The 18,066-nt window shown below is 63.4% G+C and carries 14 protein-coding genes; 9 read left to right on the top strand and 5 right to left on the bottom strand.

Features of this window, described 5'->3' with window-relative positions; all coding sequences use genetic code 11:
• Nucleotides 1–49: 49 nt before the first annotated feature.
• The 5 genes from J4862_RS00600 to J4862_RS00580 all read right to left on the bottom strand — a co-directional run bounded on the left by J4862_RS00600 (nucleotide 50) and on the right by J4862_RS00580 (nucleotide 5,720).
• A complete protein-coding gene (locus J4862_RS00600; protein WP_211788818.1) occupies nucleotides 50–745 on the bottom strand; it encodes a DUF421 domain-containing protein in 696 nt (231 codons plus the stop codon).
• A 118-nt stretch (nucleotides 746–863) separates the two neighbouring features.
• On the bottom strand, nucleotides 864–1,154 hold the full coding sequence (locus J4862_RS00595) for a DciA family protein (protein WP_211788817.1): 291 nt from the start codon (nucleotides 1,152–1,154) through the stop codon (nucleotides 864–866).
• Nucleotides 1,141–2,259, bottom strand: a complete 1,119-nt coding sequence (locus J4862_RS00590; RefSeq protein ID WP_211788816.1) for a DNA replication/repair protein RecF — start codon at nucleotides 2,257–2,259, stop codon at nucleotides 1,141–1,143. The genes J4862_RS00595 and J4862_RS00590 overlap by 14 nt, the downstream gene beginning before the upstream one ends.
• Before the next feature lie 136 nt (nucleotides 2,260–2,395).
• Entirely contained in the window at nucleotides 2,396–3,451 is a 1,056-nt protein-coding gene (gene rlmN / locus J4862_RS00585) for a 23S rRNA (adenine(2503)-C(2))-methyltransferase RlmN (protein WP_211788815.1), read from the bottom strand.
• A 106-nt stretch (nucleotides 3,452–3,557) separates the two neighbouring features.
• Entirely contained in the window at nucleotides 3,558–5,720 is a 2,163-nt protein-coding gene (locus J4862_RS00580) for a peptidylprolyl isomerase (RefSeq protein WP_211788814.1), read from the bottom strand.
• 517 nt (nucleotides 5,721–6,237) lie between these two features.
• On the opposite strand from J4862_RS00580, the gene J4862_RS00575 reads away from it, so the two are divergent.
• From J4862_RS00575 to J4862_RS00535, 9 genes are all read left to right on the top strand, one after another.
• The gene (locus J4862_RS00575) at nucleotides 6,238–7,662 is read left to right on the top strand and encodes a TolC family protein (protein ID WP_211788813.1); all 1,425 of its coding nucleotides are present in this window, start codon (nucleotides 6,238–6,240) and stop codon (nucleotides 7,660–7,662) included.
• Nucleotides 7,663–7,688: 26 nt separating this feature from the next.
• Nucleotides 7,689–8,720, top strand: coding sequence for an efflux RND transporter periplasmic adaptor subunit (locus tag J4862_RS00570; protein WP_211788812.1), 1,032 nt, complete (start codon nucleotides 7,689–7,691; stop codon nucleotides 8,718–8,720).
• A 5-nt stretch (nucleotides 8,721–8,725) separates the two neighbouring features.
• Nucleotides 8,726–11,812: an efflux RND transporter permease subunit gene (locus tag J4862_RS00565; RefSeq protein ID WP_211788811.1), complete on the top strand. Its 3,087-nt coding sequence runs from the start codon at nucleotides 8,726–8,728 to the stop codon at nucleotides 11,810–11,812.
• A gap of 16 nt (nucleotides 11,813–11,828) precedes the next feature.
• Nucleotides 11,829–12,122, top strand: coding sequence for a PG0541 family transporter-associated protein (locus J4862_RS00560; protein WP_211788810.1), 294 nt, complete (start codon nucleotides 11,829–11,831; stop codon nucleotides 12,120–12,122).
• Between the two features lie 694 nt (nucleotides 12,123–12,816).
• Entirely contained in the window at nucleotides 12,817–13,269 is a 453-nt protein-coding gene (locus J4862_RS00555) for a DUF3276 family protein (RefSeq protein ID WP_211788809.1), read from the top strand.
• Entirely contained in the window at nucleotides 13,259–13,666 is a 408-nt protein-coding gene (locus J4862_RS00550; protein ID WP_211788808.1) for a hypothetical protein, read from the top strand. Before J4862_RS00555 ends, J4862_RS00550 begins: the two co-directional genes overlap by 11 nt.
• On the top strand, nucleotides 13,663–14,976 hold the full coding sequence (gene mtaB, locus J4862_RS00545) for a tRNA (N(6)-L-threonylcarbamoyladenosine(37)-C(2))-methylthiotransferase MtaB (protein ID WP_211788807.1): 1,314 nt from the start codon (nucleotides 13,663–13,665) through the stop codon (nucleotides 14,974–14,976). The genes J4862_RS00550 and mtaB overlap by 4 nt, the downstream gene beginning before the upstream one ends.
• 90 nt (nucleotides 14,977–15,066) lie before the next feature.
• On the top strand, nucleotides 15,067–16,098 hold the full coding sequence (locus tag J4862_RS00540; protein WP_211788806.1) for a glycosyltransferase family 2 protein: 1,032 nt from the start codon (nucleotides 15,067–15,069) through the stop codon (nucleotides 16,096–16,098).
• Nucleotides 16,099–16,122: 24 nt separating this feature from the next.
• On the top strand, nucleotides 16,123–17,403 hold the full coding sequence (locus tag J4862_RS00535; RefSeq protein WP_211788805.1) for a replication-associated recombination protein A: 1,281 nt from the start codon (nucleotides 16,123–16,125) through the stop codon (nucleotides 17,401–17,403).
• Nucleotides 17,404–18,066: the final 663 nt, after the last annotated feature.

Below are 18,066 nucleotides of genomic sequence, written 5' to 3'. Positions count from 1 at the left end.
TTAAGGAACGGCTTAGAGCGGTGCTGTCGTATATCGCCCCAGCCTCACACTAGTTGAGTACCTCGTCTGGGATGTCCTCCGCAGCGATCTCTTCGTCCCCGCGCTTGACATCCCCGCTCTTGGCCACGAGGTAGAAGCCACGGTGCGGCGTCCACTCCATGCAGAAGAGCTCAGAGGGCGTCTGGAAGCCGTTGCGCTGGATATTGCGCAGCGCCCATTCCTTATTCTTGCCCAGCGCCGTAAGGGTGGAGTCGACGATCGCCCCATTATTCACGATGAGGAAAGACTCACGGCCACGACCGATCTCCGAGACCGTAATCGAGCCGTTGGTCTCGAAGCGTACATCCTCTAGGTCAAAGAGGGAGAAGATGCCCTTCTCGCGTAGCAGGACACGGAACTGCTCCATCTCAAGGCTGTGGCGCTTGAAGGCCTTGAAGTTCAGTAGGCCGCCCTTGACCAGGTATACGCTCTCGCCCTTGATGAGGCGACGTAGGAGGGCCGAGCGCATACAGAAGCGGGTGAACATATTGAAGACCGTCCACACCGCTAGGGCAAAGAGGATGTGCAGTGCCTTCATATCGGGATTGTAGAGCACACCCCCGACAAGGGCACCGATGACGAAGGCACTGACGGTATCCAGCGGAGTGATCTGTGCCATCTGTGCCTTGCCCGTGATGCGGAGGAAGGCCAGGATGCCGATCATGCCCACGATGAGCTTGAGTGCGATATCTACATACTGCTGCATAGTGTAGGGAGAATTATGGGTTAAGGGAATACTTAGGGAAGGGGAGCTTCGTCGAAGCAAAGGCGAAGCGCTGCGCTAAGACTTAGCGCTAAGGACTGGCCGCCTGAGGGCGCTCCCCTTAGAAGACTTGGATGATGCGTACCAGCTCGGCACGCACGGCGCGGTTGAGCTGCTCCCGCAGCGGATTGAGTCGCATATTGAGTTCCTGCCTCGCGGCAGCCGAAGTCATCTTGAGGCGCAGCACACCATCGTCAATGCTTGCCTCCTGCAGGTAGCGCCCCAGCACCCCCAGCAGCGTGGGGAGCTGATCGAGGAGCTGGCGCTCCAGCATGTGCTCATAGAGCTCAGGGTCCTCATCCCAGAGCTGCGCCAGTGCTGCCTGCAGGCTGAGGGTCTCACTCCGTCGCATCGCCTGCAGTCTGTGTGATGACGCCCTCCTCGACCTCAAAGAGGCGGTAGTCCTCCCCCCAGCTCTCGATGATCTCGTCGAGGTACTTGCGATTGGTGTCGGTGATGAAGATCTGACCGAAGTCACTGCCACCCACAAGCCCGATGATACGCTCCACACGGGCGGCATCCAGCTTGTCGAAGATGTCGTCCAGCAGCAGCAGCGGCCGCTCGGGATTGGATCGGGAGAGGAGGGTGTACTGGGCGAACTTCAGGGCGATGAGGTAGGTCTTACGCTGCCCCTCCGAGCCCACCTTGCGGATAAGCTCGCCCTCGAGCTCCATCAGGAGGTCGTCGCGGTGCAGCCCTACCGAGCTGTGACCCAGTGCCTGGTCGATCTGACGCGCCGCCCGCAGTGCCTCCAGGAGCTGCCCGCCTGAGCTGTGCAGCGTCGTCTGATAGCTGAGACGCACCTCCTCCTGCTCGCCGCTGATGGTGCTATAGTACTGCTGGAAGAGGGGGACGAAGTCCTCCACGAAGCGCTGACGGCGCTCGTAGAGGATGGGGGCGACTTGGTCGAGCTGTAGGTCGAGCACCTCCAGGACGGAGGGCGAAGCTGTGCGCGCCTTCAACAGGCTATTGCGCTGCTCCAGCACGCGGTGATACTGCGTGAGTGCTGCCATGTAGACGCTGTCCTGCTGCCCGAGCTGTCGGTCGAGGAAGCGGCGACGCTCTTCGCTGCCCCCGAGGATCAGCTGATAGTCTTGCGGGGAGATGATGACCAGGGGGAAGGCACCGATATGCTCACTGAGGCGACCGTACTCCTTGCGGTTGCGCTTGAGGATCTTACGCTGCCCAGGACGGATCTGCAGGAGCAGCTGTCGCTCGTCGCCGTGGTCGCTCTCGTAGCTCCCCTCCAGCACGGCGGACTCCGCCCCACGCCGTACCGCCAGGCTGTCCGTGATGGGGAGGTGGCTCTTCGTGAAGGCCAGGTAGTGCAGGGCGTCCAGCAGGTTGGTCTTCCCCATGCCGTTGAGCCCAATAAGGCAGTTAACCTTGGGGGAGAAGGTGCAGCTGGCCGCCGCTATGCTCTTAAAGTTGACGAGGTGAAGCCGTCGTAGGATCATCGCAAGCGGGTGATAAGTCTAGAGAAGCAAGAGGAGCTAATGAGAAGCAGAGAGCAGGACTCAATGGACAGAACCTACAGCCCAGCAGCGGACTCGGCGAAGTTACGGCGAGGCTACTCCAATACTTGGGCCAAGGCTAGGAGGCAGAGGCAGAGGCCTCGGCCATCTGTTCCTTGGTGGAGAGCATGCCGCAGGCGGCGGAGATGTCCTCGCCGCGGGAGGTGCGGATGGTCGTAGTGTAGCCACGAGCCTCCAGCCAGCGCTTGAACTGCTCCATGCCGGCGGCTGCCAGCGGGCGCAGCGGCACGTTGGGGATCTGGTGGAAGGGGATGAGGTTGATGCGACAAGGGATGCCGCGCAGGAGGCGCGCCAGCTCCTCGGCGTGGGCGCGGCTATCGTTGACGCCCTCGAAGACGATGTACTCGAAGGACACACGACGCTGCCCCGTGAAGTCCGCCTGGCGGATCATCTCCAGCGTCTGCTCCAGCGGCAGGCCCCCTTCGGCGGGCATCAGCTCCAGGCGTCCCTCGTGGAAGGGGTTGTGCAGCGATACCGCCAGGTGGCAGCTCGTCTCGCTGAGGAAGCGCTCCAGTCCGCGGCGCACCCCGACGGTAGAGAGGGTGATGCGCTTGGGCGACCAAGCCAGCCCCCAGCTAGAGGTCATCACGGCGATGCTCTCCAGCACGTTCGTGGCATTATCCAGCGGCTCGCCCATACCCATATATACTATGTTGGTGAGCTCGGCTGACTCCTCGACCGAGAGCACCTGGTTGATGATCTCGCCCGCGGAGAGGTTGCCCTTGAAGCCCTGCTTACCCGTCATGCAGAAGAGGCAGTCCATCTTACAGCCCACCTGCGAGGAGATGCAGAGGGTCGCGCGGTCGCCGTCGGGGATGAAGACGGCCTCGACGAGTCCGCCCGAGCGGACACGGAAGAGGTACTTGCGCGTGCCGTCCTTGGAGAGTTCGCTGGTGACGGGGGCACTGCGCCCCACCTCGTAGTGCTCGCTGAGGCGCTCACGGTTGGCCTTGGAGATGTTGCTCATCTCCTCGATGCTCGTGACGCGCTTGTCATAGAGCCAGCCTGCGAGCTGCTTGCCAGTGAAGCGGGGCATACCGAGCTCCTCGGCCAGCTGCGTCAGCTGCTCGAGGCTCAGTCCTAGGAGTATTTTCTTGCCTGTGGTGGGCGTCATAGGGGGAGGTTCAGGGAGGATCAATGAGGAAGGCTGCCCGGGGCGATAGGACGCCGCGGGCAGCCTTTATAGTAACTAGCTAGGGCCTATAGGTTCGCTCCCAAGGCTAGTAGAAGCGGGCGCGATTATCCTTGACCTTGAGGCGCTGGATGAAGTCAGCGAAGGCCTGATAGCTGTACTGGCGAGCCTGGCCGAGCTCCTGCTGCTTGAGGGCGGCGGCCGAAGCTGCCTTGTCGACGGGCGTAGCGCTGATGGGCTGCAGGACGAAGACCTCGCTATTGGAGCCTGCGAAGGGCTTGGAGAGCTTACCCAGGGCGGTGGTCATCGCATAGCCGTTGAAGGCTGCAGGCTCGCTGCCACGTACGATATAGTTGACGTCCACGAGGGTGTCGACCTTGCTCTGCATCGCCTCGGCGTAGGCCTCCAGCGTGCTGAGCTTCTTGGCCTCGAGCTGCTTGACGAGCTGCTCAGCCTTCTTCTCGCTCATCAGCTTAGCCACGATCTGCTCCTTGACGACGGAGAGGGGAGCGAAGCCTGCAGGCGTGTGCTTGCCGACGGCGGGGATCACGAGGTAGTCCGTGCCGCAGGTATAGAGCTTGGGGCTCACCTCACCATCCTTGGCACCGAGGGCCCAGGTGACGATGGGGCGCGAGCTGGGGATCTGGCCGAGCATGGGCGAACCCGTCTCGACGGCTACCCCACGAGCGACGCTGAAGCCTTCCTTCTGTGCGCGCTGTGCCATGGCGTCGAAGCCACCGCCTGCGCCGAGGATCTTGTTCATCGCCGCGTACTTGGCATTGTAGGTATCGGTGGAGAAGGTAGCCTCCAGGGAGACGTAGGCCAGCTGGTACTTCTCGACCGCGGGCTGAGCGTTCTCAGCGCGCAGCAGGATGGTCATAGGAGCCTGACCGAGGCATACCACGGTACCGACGGGCACCTTGTAGAGGGTATCCAGAGCAAGGCCCGACTGAGCGCCGAGCTGGCTGAGGGTAAATTCGGAGAAGGTGCTATCGACCAGGCCCATGCGGTTGGGCATCGTGATGAGCCCGCCCTGAGCTGCCGACTGCTGGTCGAGGCTGTACTTGCGCGCCAGGTCGGCGAAGCTAGCGCCCGAGCCGAGCTGAGCCACGAGGCTATCGGCACGGCCCTTGACGCTGTCGTTGAGGACGATCATGCGCAGGCCGAGGGCCGAGGGAGCGGCCTTCTTGCCTACGAGCTTGACGATGTCGTAGCGGTCGTTGACGAGCTGAGGATCGCTGACCTCACCTACGGCAGCAGCCTTGACGAAGGCTACCTGATCGGCACCGAGGCCGAGCTGGTCGAGCTCCTCACCGGTGAGGTAGCTCTTATCGAAGAACTTATTGGACGAAGCGTAGGCACGCAGGGCAGACTCGACGGCGGGGATGGTGCTAGCGGCACGTAGCTCGGCTACAGCCTTAGCCTTCTCCTCGGCAGCTGCCTGGTAGTCGGCCTGCGAGGGCACGACCTGCACGCTGATGTAGCTGACCTCAGCCATCGGGCTCTGCATACGGAAGAAGTCCTTGTGCCCGTCGTAGTACTTCTGTACCTCCTCATCGCTGGGCTTGGCAGCGGCGTCGGTGATCATGCTCGCCGCGCTACGTACCAGCGCTACGCTACGAGAGGCGCCCCCGAGGGCGAGCTCGCGGTCGAGGTCGTTGATCTTGAAGCTACGCGAGAGCAGCGTACCGATCTTCTCCTGCAGACGCTGTACGCGCACCTGCTGCTGCAGGGCGACGAACTGCTGCTGCAGCCCCTTGAGCTGGTCACGCTGGTCTGCGGGAGCAGCAGCGATCTGCTTGTCGGAGAGCTGGCGGATAAACTCGTTGACCTGCTTCTCATCGGCCGAGCCGAAGAACTGGACAGCCAGTGGCGAGGGCGAGATCCCCTTGCCGGTGAGCAGCGCATAGAGCTCATCGTCGGTGACCTGTACGCCAGCCTTGTCGGCGATCTTGGTCAGCGCGTACTCCGATATATACTGCTGCGCGAGCTGATTATTGAGCATCATACGCTGCTCGTCGCCTATCTTCTGTCCCTGACGCTCAGCCTGCTGCTGTAGCTGCTCGAGGCGGGCGCTGTACTCCTCGATGGAGATGTCCTTGCCGTCGATGGAGAGGGCTACGCGCTCGCTCTTATCCCAAAAGGTGCGTCCACTGGTGAAGAGGTCTCCGATCACGAAGCCAGCGAGTGCTACCCCGATCACGACCACGAGCAGCACGGAGTGACTCCGGATCTTGTCTAATACTGCCATTATCTGTTCTTACCGTATTATTGAGTGTTGTTTATTGCTACAATACTTTGGGTCACAAAGATACAAAAGTATTCCGATCTAGGCGCTAGCGCCGCTGGGTGCAGTGCCTTAGCCTGCCCCCACCCTTCCCCAAGCCTCCCGAGCCTTATCCCCAGCCTTCCTCACTGATATCCATCGGCACGCCGACGGATATCCCTCAGGCGTGTGACGGACGACCCTCAGCGAGCTGACGGATATCCCTCAGCGCAGCGAGGGCTAAGGACGAGCGCAGCGGGAGGCTTGGTTGGCACTCGTCGGACTTGCTCCGCAGCGCGACTAAGCGAAGGGAAAGCCAACCTTAGACTAAGGAGCTAGCACACTCATAGCCAAGCTCTAGCACCCTCTGAAGCAAAGCACCAAGCAGCCTCAAAGGACGAGCGCAGAAAAGGAATGATAAGGGGAGATAGTACGGATATGAACCTTTTCTGCTTCTCCTTGTTAAGAGTAGGTGCACGTGTATACAAGTGTCAAGACAGCAATGCAACAAAAGAACATAGCCCGTACCCTCGGCTACGCCCTCCTCGGGCTCCTCACCCTCAGCGGCACAGAAGCCTCGGGACAGCAGTCCGCGACGACTCGCCCACCGCTCACCCTACGCGGGGCGGTAGACAGCGCCCTTAGGCTCAACCCCGCCCTCGCCGCCAGCGAGCTCGGCATCAAGGGCGCCGAGCTCGACCAGCGCAAGAATCGAGGCAAGCTCTTCCCCGAGATCAACCTCTCGGGCTCCTATAGCCTCATGCTCAAGAAGCAGAAGGTCTACTTCGGCGGCGGCGATAGCGGCGGCTCCATGCCTGGCGGCGCTTCCTCTCCCTTCGGTAACCTCTTCGGCGGCGACGGGATTGAGATGGGTGAGCGCCACAGCCTGCAGGGCGGCATCAACGCAGGGATGCCCCTCATCGCCCCCCAGCTCTGGGCCTCCCTCCAGCTCGACCAGCGAGCTGTAGAGCTAGCAGAGGAGAAGGCCCGCGGCTCCCGCGTGGCCCTCATCAGCGAGGTGCGCAAGGCCTACCTCGGGGTACTGCTGGCACGCGAGTCGGCACGCACCCTACAGAGCAGCTACGACAACACGCAGCAGAACTACCAGCAGATCACCCAGAAGTACGAGCACGGGCTCGTGGCCGAGTACGACAAGATCCGCATGGAGACGCAGCTCAAGAATCTCCTGCCTCAGCTCCTCTCGGCACGCAACACCGAGCGCCTGGCGGAGGCCAAGCTCAAGGTCGTCATGGGGCTCCCCCTCAGTGATAGCATCAGCCTCAGCGAGGCGCTGCCCGCCTACGAGGAGCAGATCTTCGGCCTCCTGCCCGAGTCGGGCGAGCGCGCCGCCACCTCCCTCAGCCTCGAGCGCAACAGCGACCTCAGGAGCCTCGGCCTACAGCAGCGCCAGCTCGAGGCCGCGCTCAAGGTGAAGAAGGCCGCCTTCCTCCCCACCCTCGCCCTTAGCTTCACCTACCAGTACAACTACGCTGCCGACCAGCTGCGCCTAGACAATAGCAAGCGCTGGAGTCCCTTCTCCACCCTCGGTCTGAGCCTCAACGTACCGCTTTATAATGGGGGGGCGCGCTATAATGACCTACGTGCCAGCCGCGTGCAGATCCAGCAGCTACAGCTGCAGCGCCTAGCCACCCAGCGGCAGCTCGAGCTCGGGCTGGAGAACGCCCGCACCGAGCAGCGCAATGCCCTGGCGACCTTTGTCGCCGCACGTGATGCCGTCGCCAGCGCCAGCCGCGGCCACGAGATCGCTCGCGTACGCTACAGCAGTGGCGCCAGCACCCTGCTGGAGCTCAACGACGCCGAGCTAGCACTGCTGCAGGCGCGCCTTGCCCTCAGCCAAGCCATCCACCAGTATATGATCTCGGTCTTCAGCCTCGATGAGCTGCAGGGCCTCGACCAGCTCCCCTAGCCCGCACCCTAATATAGACTCACAATATGAAGCCACAGACTTCGCTCCTGCTGCTCCTCTCAGCAGCCTCCCTCAGCCTTAGCACCGCCTGCAGCAGCTCGAGCTCCTCGAAGCAAGAGACGGCTCAGAGCACCGATAGCACCCAGGTCGTCACGGTCGACGCAGCACGCCTCACCGACTTCGGCAGCCGCCAGCAGTACACGGCGCAGCTCGAGGCCAAGACGCTCAATAACATCACCGCGCAGGCTGGCGGACGTGTCAAGCAGATCCTCGTCGCCGTAGGGGACCGCGTCGCCGCTGGGCAGGTCGTCGCCCGCATGGAGGCCACGCAGGCCTCTGCCGCACAGATCCAGCTGGCGGATGCCAAGACCAACTTCGCCCGCATGGACGAGCTCTACAAGGTCGGCGGTATCTCCAAGGCCCAGTGGGAGCAGGCCAAGAGCGCCCTCGAGCAGGCCAAGCTGAGCTACGGCAACGCCTCGGAGAACACCCTACTGCGTAGCCCCATCTCGGGCTTCGTCACCGCCAAGAACTACGACAATGGCGACGTCACCTCGCCCGCACAGCCCATCCTCGTCATCCAGCAGGTAAGCCCGCTCAAGGTCGTCGTCAACGTCTCCGAGCAGTACTACACCCGCCTCAAGCCCGGCCTCGAGTCCAGCCTTAGCGTCGAGGCCCTCGGCGAGCAGACCTTCAGCGGCCGTATCACCAAGGTCTACCCCACCGTCGACGCCACGACGCACACCGTCGGCGTCGAGATCGAGGTAGCCAACAAGGATCAGCGCCTACGCCCTGGGATGTACGCCCGCCTCGGTCTGGACTTCGGCACGCGCCAGGCCCTGACGATCTCGGACAAGGCCATCGTCCGCCAGGCAGGTAGTGGCATCCGCTATGTCTACGTCCTGAAGGAGGGCAAGGCCGTCTACCGCGAGGTCGAGCTAGGAGAGCTGCAGGACGGCCGCTACGAGGCCCTCCGCGGCATCGAGCCCGGTGAGCAGCTGATCATCTCCGCCCCCTCGCGCCTGAAGAACGGCACCGCTGTCAAGCTAGCTAAGTAGCCCCTATGAGTATCTACGAAACCTCGGTCAAGAAGCCGATCACCACGGCGCTCATCTACGTAGCCATCGCTATCCTCGGGCTCTTCGCCCTGACGCGACTGGCCATCGAGCTGATGCCCAACACGGACACCACGACCGTGATGATCATCACCGCCTACCCGGGCGCCAGCGCGGAGGACATCGAGTCCAACGTCACGAAGGTGCTCGAGAACAGCCTCAACGGGATCGACAAGCTCAAGCACATCAGCTCCAAGAGCCAGGAGAACTCGTCCATCATCACCATGCAGTTCCGCGCCGGGACGCCCATCGCAGAAGCCACCAACGACATCCGCGATAAGCTCGACGCGACCTCCGAGCTCCTCCCCACGGGGGCTAAGAAGCCGACGATCTTCAAGTTCGACAACGCCAGCATCCCCGTAGCGATGCTCTCCGTGCAGTCCAAGGAGAGTGCCCCAGCGCTGGCCAAGATCCTCGAGGACAAGGTCACCAACCCACTGCAGCGCATCGACGGCGTAGGCTCGGTGAGCGTCCTCGGCGCCACCAAGCGCGTCATCCAGGTCTACTGCGCCCCCTCCAAGCTCGAGGCCTACCACCTGACGACCCAGCAGATCGCACAGATCATCGGGGCGGAGAACACCAATATCCCCGCAGGGCAGATCGACCTCGGATCCCGTACGAATAGCCTCCGAGTGCAGGGCGAGTTCACCGATCCCGCACAGCTCTCGAGCATCATCGTCGCTAGTGTCGGCGGCAAGGACGTACGCCTCTCAGACGTGGCCACCGTCAAGGATACCGTCGCCGAGCGCCAGCAGGAGAACTATATCAATGGTATGACCGGGGCGATGGTCATGATCAGCAAGCAGGCGGGCTCCAACTCGGTGAAGATCTCCGAGCAGGTACGTCGCATGCTGCCTCAGATCCAGCAGTCGCTGCCCTCCGACGTCAAGCTCGACTACCTGATCGACACCTCGTCCTTCATCGTCAATACGATCAACTCGCTCCAGGAGACGATCTACATCACCTTCGTCATCGTGATGCTGGTGGTCTTCATCTTCCTCGGACGCTGGCGCGCCACCTTCATCATCGTGCTGACGATCCCTATATCGCTCGTCGCCTCCTTCATCTACCTGCTCGTCTCAGGCAATTCGCTCAACGTCATCTCCCTCTCCTCGCTCTCCATCGCCATAGGTATGGTCGTGGATGATGCTATCGTGGTGCTGGAGAATGTGACCACCCACATCGAGCGCGGCAGCGCCCCCAGGCAAGCTGCCATCCATGGCACGAACGAGGTAGGGATCTCGGTCATCGCCTCGACACTGACGATGCTCGCCGTCTTCCTCCCGCTGACGATGACGCCGGGGGATGCTGGGGTGATGTTCCGCCAGCTGGGCTGGAGTATCAGCATCGTGATGATCGTCTCGACGGCAGCGGCACTGAGCCTGACGCCCATGCTCTCCTCGCAGCTGCTGCGCAAGGGCGTGAGCCGCGGTAAGGTACTGACGCGCTTCTTCGCCCCCATTGAGGCGGTCCTCGGGAAGCTCGACCTCCTCTACGCTCGCCTCCTAGGGTGGACGGTACGCCACCGCCGCTCGACGATCCTCTCCGCCCTAGGGATCTTCGTCCTGAGCCTTCTGGGGCTGCAGTTCATCAAGAGCTCCTTCATGCCGAAGCAGGACGTGGGCTTCATCGACGCCTCGGTGGAGCTGCCCGTCGGCACACGTGTGGAGGAGACACGGCAGTTCGCCCTCGACCTCGAGGCACGTATGCGCCAGACCTTCCCTGCCATACAGACGATCTCCATGTCCGTGGGGCAGGCCGACGCCAGCAATGCCTACGCCTCGACGCAGGAGAACGGCTCCAACGTCGCCTCCATGTTCATCGGCCTGCGCCCACAGAAGGAGCGCAGCATGACGCAGGATGAGGTCGCCGCGGGGCTCCGCTCCCTCTTCGCCAAGACGCCCGAGGTGACCTCCTTCAAGGTCTCCAGTGGCGACGGCAACCCCAACTCTAGCTCGGGCCTCGTCATCGAGCTCTACGGGCAGGACTTCCAGCGCTCGGACAGCTACGCCCGCCTCCTCAGCGAGCAGCTCAAGGACAAGGCCAGCGTCTCGGGCATCACCATCAGCCGCAAGGACTATACGCCTGAGCTGCGCTTCGTCTTCGACCGCACCAAGCTCGCCGAGCAGGGGCTCAACCTCGCCACTGCCTCCGGCTATCTGCGCAGCGCGGTCAATGGGACGGTCAGCTCCTACTTCCGTGAGGAGGGTAGCGAGTACGACATCCGCGTGAGCCTCGCCCCGGAGGCACGCCAGAGCGTCCAGGACCTGATGAACATCCTCGTCTATACGCCCCAGGGCAAGGCCGTACGCCTCTCCGAGCTCGGCCGCCTAGACGAGTCCTTCACCCCGCCGACCATCGAGCGCAAGGACCGCTCGCGCTACGTGGCGCTGACGGTCAATGCCGCCCCAGGCTCGCAGCTCAGTGAGGTCGTCGCCGACGCCCAGCAGATCCTCGACGCCCACCCGCTGCCCGAGGGCATGAGCTACAAGCTGACGGGGGCCTACGAGAGTCAGCAGGAGACCTTCGGCGACCTGGGAGTGCTGATGGCCCTGATCGTGCTGCTGGTCTTCATCGTCATGGCGGCGCAGTTCGAGAGCCTCGTCGACCCCTTCGTCATCATGTTCTCCGTGCCCTTCGCCTTCACGGGGGTCTTCATCGGCCTCCTAGTGACGCAGGTGCCTATGGATACGATGACCTTCATCGGTATGATCATGCTCATCGGCATCGTGGTGAAGAACGGGATCGTGCTCATCGACTACATACGCCTGTGCCGCGAGCGCGGTATGATCATCTCGCGGGCGGTCGTCGCCTCGGGTAAGTCCCGCCTCCGCCCCGTCCTCATGACCACGATGACCACCGTCCTGGGGATGCTCCCCATGGCGCTCGGCATCGGTGAGGGCTCGGAGATGTGGCAGGCTATGGGGATCACCGTCGCCTGGGGGCTCTCCATCTCGACCCTCGTCACCCTCGTACTCATCCCCACGCTCTACGCGGCCCTCGAGGCACGCCGTCTGAAGCGCCGACGCATCTAGCCCCTAGCCTACTGATATGAAAAGTGTATTCATCTCCTACAATCAGGCCTACCACGAGGAGATCATAGAGCTCCTCGGCAAGCTCAGCCTCCGCGGCTATACCTACTGGGAGGTCACCCAGGGACGCGGAAGCGCCACAGGCGATCCTCACCTCGGCTCGCACGCCTGGCCTACACTCAATTCGTCCCTCTTGGTCATCGCGCCCGCCGACAAGGTGCCCACGCTCCTGGAGCGCCTCAAGGCCATGGACGAGGAGACGCCTGCCCAGGGCCTGCGTGCCTTCGTCTGGGCGGTCGAGGCCTCCATCTAGGCGCCCCACCCTCCTCCTCGGCTCACAAGAGTCCTCACGAGCGGTCTGCATCCTCTGCAGGCCGCTCGTGCTGTATCTAGAAGTATAGGGGAGGAAGGCAATCCCCACCTAAGGCCGCGCCCACCCCAAGGGAGGAGAAGCCCCAAGGGGGCGACCCCATCAAAGCCCAGGGTGCGCAGCCCTGTAAGGGCGACCAAACCCTGGGTAAACCCAAGCAAAGAGGACAAAGCCCTGCAGGGGCGACCCTCAAAATGGTATTGTCCCGTAGTCGCACTCCTTCGACTTCGCGCTTAGGCCTTTGGCCGGTCGACCCGCTGGGGCTTGCTCGGCCGTTTGTCCTTACCCGAGGGCTAGGCATACCTGCAGCTACTTCTCGGTCTCTGCTCGAGCTGCGAGGCGGCGGAGCGAGGCGACAGCCTCAGGCAAGCGCTGCGAGGGATATCCCTGAGACACCGTAACTGATATCCGTGAGACGGCTGACGGATGTCCCTCAGCCGCCTCACAGATATCCCTCAGCAGCCCCACCCCTATCCCTGCAGGCAGCCGAGCGCCCTCCATCCCCCTCGTCCTAGGCTAAGGATAGGTGCGTGAGGCCACTAGGCGCTTTGCCTTCGGCCCCGTGGGGTGCTAGCCGTTTGATAGTCAGAGGGAGATTGCGTACCTTCGTAAGGAACGAATACGATAGATCACGATAATGAGTCAAGAGAAGGATTGGGGCAAGGCGACACTTGTCTCCTCGCAGCGCATCAAGGCTGGCACACGCTACTACTACATAGACGCTAAGCTCGACAGCAAGGGCAATAAGTACATCGTACTCTCCGAGACCAAGCTCAAGGAGGGCGAGGCCAAGCCCGAGCGCCACCGTATCTTCGTCTACGAGGAGGACTTTGCTAAGCTCACCCGCGCTCTAGCCGAGACCATCCTCAGCCTCTCTGGAGAGCAGGCCCTCGCCGAGGCCATCCCCGCGCTGAGTGCCGTGAGCAGCACACAGGCCCAGCCGCTCGTAGGCGCCGAAGCCTCCCCCGCGGGTGAGGACGAGTTCGTCCCCAGCGCCGCGCTAGAGCCTACTCCCGACACACCCGAGGACGAGGATGATGAAGATCTGAGCCTCGAGACGATCAATATCGAATGGACCGATGAAGCCTAGCCACCGACATGCCTACCGGACGGCCGCCCTACTGTGGATCATCGCAGGGGGCAATGTCCTGCGCCTCGGCGTCCTGAGCTGGCTGCGCTACGAGGGGAGCCTCGTCGCTCCCCTGCTGTGGCTCGCGGCGAGCTTCGCCTTCTTCGCCCTCTTCATCTTCCCCCGCGTCTCACGGCGCAATCTAGACTATGTCGCTGGGCTCGAGGCGCCCTATCTGTGGCAGTGCTTCAGCCCCCGCTCCTGGCTCATCATGGCCTTCATGATCGCCCTAGGCGTGAGCATACGCAGCCTAGGGCTAGCCCCCGATAGCTTCATCGCGGGCTTCTACTGCGGTCTGAGTAGCGCCCTGCTGCTGGCCGCACTTCCCTATCTACGCAAGGGCTGGCAACGAGGATGACCGACCGCACACAGTTTGAGGACAAGAAGGCGGCCTACTATACCCTAGGCTGCAAGCTGAACTTCGCCGAGACCTCCACCATAGGGCGGCAGCTCTTGGCCGAGGGCATACGTAGCGTGCGTCCTGGGGAGCGTGCCGACATCTGCGTCATCAACACCTGCTCCGTCACCGAGCAGGCCGACCGCCGCTGCCGCTACATGATCCGCAAGGCTCGGCGCGAGCACCCCGACTCCTTCGTCATCGTCACGGGATGCTATGCTCAGCTGAGCCCCGAGGAGGTGGCGCGTATGGACGGCGTAGGCCTGGTGGTGGGCGCCGAGCAGAAGCTCGACATCGCCCCCTACCTCGAGGCCATCGGTCGCCCCACGGCCGAGGCACGTCTGGTACACGGCCGCACGCGGGACATCCATAGCTTCCACCTCAGCTCCTCCAGCGACGAGCGTACCCGCCACTTCCTCAAGGTGCAGGACGGATGCGACTATCACTGCAGCTACTGCACCATCCCCAAGGCGCGCGGACGTAGCCGCAATGGCTCCATCGCCTCGCTCGTCGAGGAGGCCGAGCGTATCGTCGCCGCGGGCGGACGCGAGATCGTCCTGACGGGCGTCAATATCGGGGACTTCGGCCGCAGCACGGGCGAGCGCTTCATCGACCTGGTGCGCGCCCTCGACCAGATCGAGGGCCTCGACCGCCTACGTATCAGCAGCATCGAGCCCAACCTCCTCAGCGATGAGCTCATCGACTACTGCGCCACCAGCCAGCGCGTAGCGCCCCACTTCCACATCCCCCTACAGAGCGGCAGCGACGAGGTGCTCCGACTGATGCGCCGCCGCTACGACAGCGCCCTCTTCCGCCAGCACGTGGAGCATATACGGCGTGTGCTGCCCGAGGCCTTCATCGGCATCGACGTCATCGTCGGCACGCGCGGCGAGCGGCCCGAGTACTTCGAGGACTGCTATCACTTCCTCGAGGGACTGGACTTCTCCCAGCTGCATGTCTTCTCCTACTCCGAGCGCTCAGGCACCAGCGCCCTACAGATCCAGTACACGGTGAGCCCGCAGGAGAAGCACAGGCGCAGCCAGCGGCTGATGCGCCTCTCCGAGGCCAAGCTCCGCCGCTACTACGAGCGCCACCTAGGCCGCCCGCAGGAGGTCATCTGGGAGCAAGGCTGCTACGAGGGCCTCATGCTAGGTCACAGCGAGTACTACCTGCGTGTGGCGCAGCCCTACGACGCGGCTGCCGTGGGCACCCGCTCGTGTGTCACCCCACACCAGCTGCTGGAGGGCGAGCAGGGGCTCTACCTCCGCTAAGGAAGCGCACAGCCCTCGCGGACGAAGCGAAGACAAGGCAGCCAAGCACGACCGACACTACATACTACCCCTATACGATATACCACTGCTATGTCATCTGCTACTACCCCCAAGGTCGGCGTCCTGGTGCTGAACTGGAACGGCCGACAGCTGCTGGAGGACTTCGCCCCCTCCTGGGTCGCGCACACACCAGACTATGCCGAGCTCGTCATCATCGACAACGGCTCGACCGATGAGTCCCTCAGCTTCCTCCAGAGCGCCTATCCCGAGGTTAAGGTCCTCGCCTTCGAGGAGAACTACGGCTTCGCGGAGGGCTACAACCGTGCCATCGCCGCCCTCGACTACCCCTACGTCGTGCTGCTCAATAGTGACGCTGCCCTGAGCGAGGGCTGGCTGGACGAAGCGCTCCAGCTGCTGGAGACGGAGCCCGAGCTAGGCGCCGTCCAGCCCAAGATCCGTGCCCTGAGGGCGCCCGAGGCCTTCGAGTACGCGGGCGCAGCAGGCGGCTACATCGACGCCCTCGGCTATCCCTTCTGCCGCGGGCGGCTCCTGGACACGGTGGAGGTCGACAGAGGGCAGTACGACGAGCCTAGCGAGCTGCTCTGGGCCTCGGGGGCCTGCCTCATCGTACGCCGCAGTGTGTACCTCGAGCTCGGGGGGCTGGACACGCGCTTCTTCGCCCATCAGGAGGAGATCGACCTATGCTGGCGCATGGTCAGCCGCGGCTGGCGCATCCGCCTCGCCCCTAGTGGCGTCGTCTATCACCTCGGCGGCGGAAGCCTCTCGGCAGAGAGCCCGAGGAAGGTCTTCCTCAACTTCCGCAACAACCTCCTCATGCTCTACAAGAACCTCCCCACGCCGCGCCTCTACCTCGTCCTCCTACTGCGCCTCATGCTGGATGCGCTGGCAGCGCTCGTCTACCTCCTGCAGGGACGAGGACGCCACGCGGTGGCGGTGCTGCGCGCCTGGCGGGGCTTCCTCATCCTGCGCCCGCACTACGAGCTGCCGCGAGGCAATAATATGCGTGCTCGGCGCACGGACCTCCCCCTCCCGCTCAAGCCCTACAGCCTCCTCCTCCACTATTATCTCCTCGGGCACAGGCGCTACAGCCAGCTGCCCTAGCCCCTTGTCCCCATCTCCTCACCTATGACTCTACTCAAGCCACTAGCCGAGCGCATGCGCCCCACAAGCCTAGAGGGCTACTTCGGTCAGCGCCACCTCGTGGGCCCCGAGGGCGTCCTCAGGCGGATGATCGAGCAGCAGCGCCTGCCCTCGCTCATCTTCTGGGGGCCACCAGGCGTGGGCAAGACGACGCTGGCGGAGATCATCGCCCGCAGCCTCGACACCAGCTTCCACAGCCTCAGCGCCGTACACTCGGGCGTCAAGGAGGTACGCGAGGTGCTGGAGCGTATCGCAGGGGAGCAGGCGGGACTCTTCGGGCGCAGCATCCGTCCCATCCTCTTCATCGATGAGATCCACCGCTTCAGCAAGAGCCAGCAGGACTCGCTGCTGGGCGCCGTCGAGCAGGGGCTGGTGACGCTCATCGGCGCCACGACGGAGAACCCCAGCTTCGAGGTCATCCGCCCCCTGCTCTCGCGCTGCCAGGTCTACACCCTCGAGCCGCTGGGGGCCGAGGAGCTCTTGGGGCTCCTAGAGCACGCCCTCACCACGGACGAGCAGCTACGCACGCGGCACATCGAGCTAAGGGAGACGGCCGCCCTGCTGCACCTCTCGGGCGGCGATGCCCGCCGCGCGCTCAACATCCTCGAGCTCGTCACCCTCTCCTCCACGGCCGATCCGCTGGTGGTGACCGACGCCCTCATCTCCAGCCTCGTGCAGACCAATCCGCTGGCCTTCGACAAGGGCGGCGAGCTGCACTACGACATCGCCTCCGCCTTGATCAAGAGCATACGCGGCAGCGACCCCGACGCCGCCATCTACTGGCTGGCGCGCCTCATCGAGGGGGGCGAAGACCCCAGCTTCATCGCCCGACGCCTGATGATATCCGCCGCCGAAGACATCGGCCTGGCGAACCCCAATGCGCTGCTGCTGGCCGAGGCCTGCGCCGCCAGCCTCGAGCGTATCGGCTGGCCCGAGGGACGCATCCCGCTGGCCGAGACGGTCATCTATCTGGCCTGCAGCGAGAAGAGCAACTCCGCCTACCTCGCCATAGATCGCGCCCTCGCTCTCGTTCGCCAGACGGGCAATCAGCCCGTACCGCTGCACCTGCGCAATGCCCCGACCTCGCTGATGAAGGACCTCGGCTACGGCAGCGACTACCGCTATCCGCACGATGCCCCAGGGCACTTCCTCGAGCAGCAGTACCTGCCCGATACGCTTCGCGGCCAAGTGCTCTGGGAGCCGCAGCCCCACAGCGCCGCCGAGCAGCAGCTCGACGAGCGGCAGCGTAAGCGCTGGCGTCGCTAGCGGCAGGCCTCCTTACGCTTCGACTCCCCGCTCCCCCACTGGGCGCTCCGTCCTCAAGGCCCCGTCTACTCCTCGCGAGTAGGCGGGGGCTCTGCTTTTCTAGGGACTAAGGCCAGCGCCACCCTCCCCCACGAGTGCTGCTAGGCTAGAGCTGGGACAAAGCTAGAAGGCAGGCAGCGCGGGAGGCAAAGCAGGGAAGTGCGGCGCTCCGAGCTAGGGGGCAACGAGCGAAAGGATAAGGGAAGGCGAGCTGAGGGATAAGGCGCGGCGAGCGGAAGGATAAGGGGGAGCGGGAAAAATAATATAAGAATGCGACAGATATTATATTACTTTCGCCCAGATATTATATAATATTCCGCTAGAAGTAATATAAGAATTGCCACAAAGTGATATAAGAATCGGCGGCGAGGCCTAAGGGGGAGCGCGGCGCGCCTTAGCCCTCGCGGCCGTTCGAGCCCTGTGCGGCCTCCATCCAAGGGTGCGGCGGGAGGCTGCGACAAGGGCTGCACAGCGAACGCACGAGGGGCATAGAGCGAGCGCCCAAGGGAGACACAGCAGCTGGACACCCTAGCCTGAGCACCCCGCCGAGGCTAGATCCAGCGCCGCTGAGCCACCATCCTCGGCAGCGGCGTGATCCCTAGGCAGGGGCTTCACCAACTAGGT

Source organism: Porphyromonas sp. oral taxon 275 (assembly GCF_018127745.1).
Lineage (GTDB): Bacteria > Bacteroidota > Bacteroidia > Bacteroidales > Porphyromonadaceae > Porphyromonas.
This window is presented reverse-complemented; position numbering and strand designations above follow the sequence as displayed.

Coding starts and splice junctions, on each gene's coding strand:
- J4862_RS00560 (WP_211788810.1), top strand. CDS start 11,829: ATGAAAAGTGTATTCATCTCCTACAATCAGGCCTACCACGAGGAGATC.
- J4862_RS00540 (WP_211788806.1), top strand. CDS start 15,067: ATGTCATCTGCTACTACCCCCAAGGTCGGCGTCCTGGTGCTGAACTGG.
- J4862_RS00600 (WP_211788818.1), bottom strand. CDS start 745: ATGCAGCAGTATGTAGATATCGCACTCAAGCTCATCGTGGGCATGATC.
- J4862_RS00535 (WP_211788805.1), top strand. CDS start 16,123: ATGACTCTACTCAAGCCACTAGCCGAGCGCATGCGCCCCACAAGCCTA.
- rlmN (WP_211788815.1), bottom strand. CDS start 3,451: ATGACGCCCACCACAGGCAAGAAAATACTCCTAGGACTGAGCCTCGAG.
- J4862_RS00580 (WP_211788814.1), bottom strand. CDS start 5,720: ATGGCAGTATTAGACAAGATCCGGAGTCACTCCGTGCTGCTCGTGGTC.
- J4862_RS00590 (WP_211788816.1), bottom strand. CDS start 2,259: ATGATCCTACGACGGCTTCACCTCGTCAACTTTAAGAGCATAGCGGCG.
- J4862_RS00595 (WP_211788817.1), bottom strand. CDS start 1,154: ATGCGACGGAGTGAGACCCTCAGCCTGCAGGCAGCACTGGCGCAGCTC.
- J4862_RS00570 (WP_211788812.1), top strand. CDS start 7,689: ATGAAGCCACAGACTTCGCTCCTGCTGCTCCTCTCAGCAGCCTCCCTC.
- J4862_RS00565 (WP_211788811.1), top strand. CDS start 8,726: ATGAGTATCTACGAAACCTCGGTCAAGAAGCCGATCACCACGGCGCTC.
- J4862_RS00555 (WP_211788809.1), top strand. CDS start 12,817: ATGAGTCAAGAGAAGGATTGGGGCAAGGCGACACTTGTCTCCTCGCAG.
- J4862_RS00575 (WP_211788813.1), top strand. CDS start 6,238: ATGCAACAAAAGAACATAGCCCGTACCCTCGGCTACGCCCTCCTCGGG.
- mtaB (WP_211788807.1), top strand. CDS start 13,663: ATGACCGACCGCACACAGTTTGAGGACAAGAAGGCGGCCTACTATACC.
- J4862_RS00550 (WP_211788808.1), top strand. CDS start 13,259: ATGAAGCCTAGCCACCGACATGCCTACCGGACGGCCGCCCTACTGTGG.